Raw genomic sequence first — 3,385 nt, 5'->3', positions numbered from 1 at the left:
AAATACACCAACTGGTTGGCCGGCACCCGCCATTGGCTGGCTGGCTCGAGGGTCACCTATGCCGATCTCGCGGCCGCCGCAACGCTGTCGGTGCTCGATTATCTCGGCGAGATCGACTGGCGTGAACACGCCGCAGCGCGCGAATGGTACACGCGGGTGAAGTCGCGACCCTCCTTCCGGCCGCTCCTGACCGACCGGGTGCGCGGCCTGTCGCCGGTGTCGCATTATGCGGACCTCGACTTCTGACGCCGCAAAACTGCGCGCGCTGATCGACGCAGAGGCGCGCCGCGCCGGCTTCGATGCCGTCGCCGTCACCACCCCCGATGCGATCCCGCTGGCGCCTGCCCGCCTTGCCGAATTCGTCGCCGATGGCTTCCACGGCTCGATGGACTGGATCGCGGAGACGCTGCAACGCCGTGGCGAACCGACCGCACTGTGGCCGCAGGTGCGCTCGATCATCGTGCTGGCGATGAACTACGGCCCCGACCATGATCCGCGCGGTGTGCTGGCCAAGCGCGACCGCGGCGCCATCTCGGTCTATGCGCAAAACCGCGACTATCACGATGTGATGAAGGGCCGGCTGAAGGAAATCGCCGGCAAGATCGTGGCGCGCGCCGGCGGCGACGTGAAGGTGTTCGTCGACACCGCACCTGTGATGGAAAAGCCGCTGGCCGAGGCCGCCGGGCTCGGCTGGCAAGGCAAGCACACCAATCTGGTCAGCCGCGAGCATGGCTCCTGGCTGTTCCTCGGCACCATCTTCACCACAGCCGAGCTTACGCCCGACCGCGCCGAGATCGACCATTGCGGCTCCTGCCGCGCCTGCCTAGATGCATGCCCGACCGATGCTTTCCCGGCGCCCTACCGGCTCGATGCGCGGCGCTGCATCTCCTATCTCACCATCGAGAACAAGGGACCGATCCCGCATGAATTCCGCGAGAAGATCGGCAACCGCATCTATGGCTGCGACGACTGCCTCGCCGCCTGCCCCTGGAACAAGTTCGCGAAAGCCGCGTCCGAGGCCAAGCTTGCCGCGCGCGACGAATTGCGCGAACCGCCGCTCGCCGACCTGGTGCAACTGGACGACGCTTCCTTCCGCGCCTTCTTCTCCGGTTCGCCGATAAAACGCATCGGCCGCGACCGGTTTGTCCGCAACGTGCTGATCGCCGCCGGCAATTCCGGCGATGCCTCACTTGCCGGCGCCGTGCGTGCCTTGCTGGACGACGCCTCGCCACTGGTGCGGGGCGCGGCAATATGGGCGCTGGCGCGGCTGGTGCCGGCCGCCGAATATTCCGAACGGGCCGCCGCCGGCCTGAAAACCGAGAGCGACGAAGCCGTGCGCGATGAATGGCGCCTGGCCCGGCCAACCAGGGCGCATGCATGAGCGAAAAACAGATATTCATCTTCGGCGCTGGCTATTCGGCCAGGGCCTTTGCTGGGGCTAACAAAGGCGCCGCCAGGATCTTCGGCACGACGCGCTCAGCGGACAAATTCGAGGTGCTGCGGCAGGCCGGCATCGCTCCGCTGCTCTTTGACGGTGCGCTGACCGAGGAAATCGGCGATGCGCTGGAAACGACGACGCATCTGCTGATTTCGGTTGGCCCGGAAGAGGCCGGCGATCCCGTTCTGAAAGCCGCGCGAGAGGTAATCGCTCAAATGCCGGCGCTGGAATGGATCGGCTATCTCTCCACGGTCGGGGTTTACGGCAATTATGACGGAGCATGGGTCGACGAAACGGCGCAATGCCGTCCGGTGTCGAAGCGCTCGGTGATGCGGGTTGCTGCCGAGCAGGACTGGCTGCGATTGGGCACGGACATCGGCCGGCCGGTGGCGATCCTGCGGCTTTCCGGCATTTACGGGCCGGGCCGCAACGCCCTGGTCAATCTGGAAAACGGCAGCGCAAGGCGGCTGGTCAAGCCGGATCAGGTGTTCAACCGCATCCATTGCGACGACATTGCCGGTGCGCTTTGGCAGCTGATCGAAGGCAATACAGGTGGCATCTTCAATGTCACCGATGACATGCCAGCGCCGCCGCAGGATGTCGTCGCCTATGCCGCTTCATTGATGGGTATCGAACCGCCGCCCGAAATTCCCTTCGACGCCGCCCAACTTTCGCCCATGGCGCGGTCCTTCTATGGCGAGAACAAGCGTGTCGCCAACGCGGCGATCAAGGCGGCGGGCTATCGCTTTCGCTTTCCGGATTACCGCGCCGCCTTCGACCATATGTGGGCAAGCGGCGACTGGCGCGACGGTGACGCGCGCAGCCCGATGAAGGGCTGACGATCGAAGCGTGGGGCTTTGCATGCTATGATTCGGCCTTACAGATTGCGGTGGGGAACCGGTTTCATGAAGACAGCGATGCTGCCATTTCTCGGCAAAACGCCCCTGTTGGCCGCTGCGCTCGGTCTGCTTGCCCTGGCAGGGCTCGCCACGCAGCCGGCGAGTGCCGAAGAACGGGCAAAAGATCTGTTCGGCGCCAAGAAGCTGCCGGCCGCGACCGCTGCGCAGTCGATAGGCTTCTATTCCAAGGGCTGCTTCGCCGGCGGCGTCGCCATTCCGATGGATGGTCCGACCTGGGAGGTGATGCGGCCGTCGCGCAACCGCCGCTGGGGCCATCCGGCGATGATCGCGGTGATCGAGCAATTGTCGCGCGACGCAGCAGTCGATGGTTGGCCAGGGCTTTTGATCGGCGACATTTCGCAGCCGCGCGGCGGCCCGATGATGACTGGGCATGCCTCGCACCAGATCGGGCTGGACGCCGACATCTGGCTGACGCCGATGCCCAGCCGCCCGCTGTCGATGGCGCAGCGCGAAAGCATGAGCGCCACCTTGATGGTCGACGAGAAGACCCATCTGGTGAAGGACGCGCTATGGACCCCGGCACATACAAGGCTTCTGAAGCGCGCGGCCAGCTACAGCCAAGTCGAGCGCATCCTGGTCAATCCGGGCATCAAGAAAAAGCTCTGCGACACCGTCAAGGGCGACCGCAGCTGGCTGCGCAAGGTGAGGCCGTTCTGGGGCCACGACTATCATTTCCACATGCGCATCGGCTGTCAGCCGGGTTCGCCCGGCTGCAAGGCGCAGGAAGCGACGCCGGACGATGATGGCTGCGGCAAGCCGCTGGCCTGGTGGTTTACGCAGGAGCCGTGGCGGCCCAACAAGAACCCGGATGCGCCGAAGGCCCGCGACCTGATGACGATGGCGAACCTGCCCAGCGAATGCCGCGCCGTGCTCGACGCGCCGGGGCCGGCCTCTGCCGAGGCGGCGACCTACCACGGCGGAAGCGTGCCGGTTGCGGTGGCCGCACCTGAACCCGAAGCGCCGTCACTGCCCGCCACCGCGGCTAGTGGTATGACTGGACTGCCAAGCGCGGTGAACGCCTTCACCG

The 3,385-nt window shown here is 65.6% G+C and carries 4 protein-coding genes; all 4 read left to right on the top strand.

Annotated elements, in window-relative coordinates:
• Positions 1-246, top strand: a 246-nt coding sequence (locus tag EN935_RS27540; protein ID WP_164771380.1) for a glutathione binding-like protein, incomplete at its 5' end; no start/stop codon positions are given.
• Positions 227-1,381 (top strand): tRNA epoxyqueuosine(34) reductase QueG, encoded by a 1,155-nt coding sequence (gene queG, locus EN935_RS27535; protein WP_109667597.1) that lies wholly within the window; start codon positions 227-229, stop codon positions 1,379-1,381. The genes EN935_RS27540 and queG, both read left to right, overlap by 20 nt.
• A complete protein-coding gene (locus EN935_RS27530) occupies positions 1,378-2,277 on the top strand; it encodes an SDR family oxidoreductase (protein WP_127262204.1) in 900 nt (299 codons plus the stop codon). The genes queG and EN935_RS27530 overlap by 4 nt, the downstream gene beginning before the upstream one ends.
• A gap of 66 nt (positions 2,278-2,343) precedes the next feature.
• Positions 2,344-3,385 (top strand): penicillin-insensitive murein endopeptidase (gene mepA / locus EN935_RS27525; RefSeq protein WP_127373817.1); only part of this gene is annotated, 1,042 nt, incomplete at its 3' end.

It is taken from the genome of Mesorhizobium sp. M7D.F.Ca.US.004.03.1.1, assembly GCF_003998635.1.
Classification (GTDB): Bacteria; Pseudomonadota; Alphaproteobacteria; order Rhizobiales; family Rhizobiaceae; genus Mesorhizobium; species Mesorhizobium loti.
The sequence above is the reverse complement of the archived record's forward strand: the minus strand, read 5'-3'. Positions and strand labels throughout refer to the sequence as shown.

Bases quoted from the DNA above. Each gene is read 5' to 3' on its own strand.
- EN935_RS27530 (WP_127262204.1), top strand. From the start codon at position 1,378: ATGAGCGAAAAACAGATATTCATCTTCGGCGCTGGCTATTCGGCCAGG.
- queG (WP_109667597.1), top strand. From the start codon at position 227: ATGCGGACCTCGACTTCTGACGCCGCAAAACTGCGCGCGCTGATCGAC.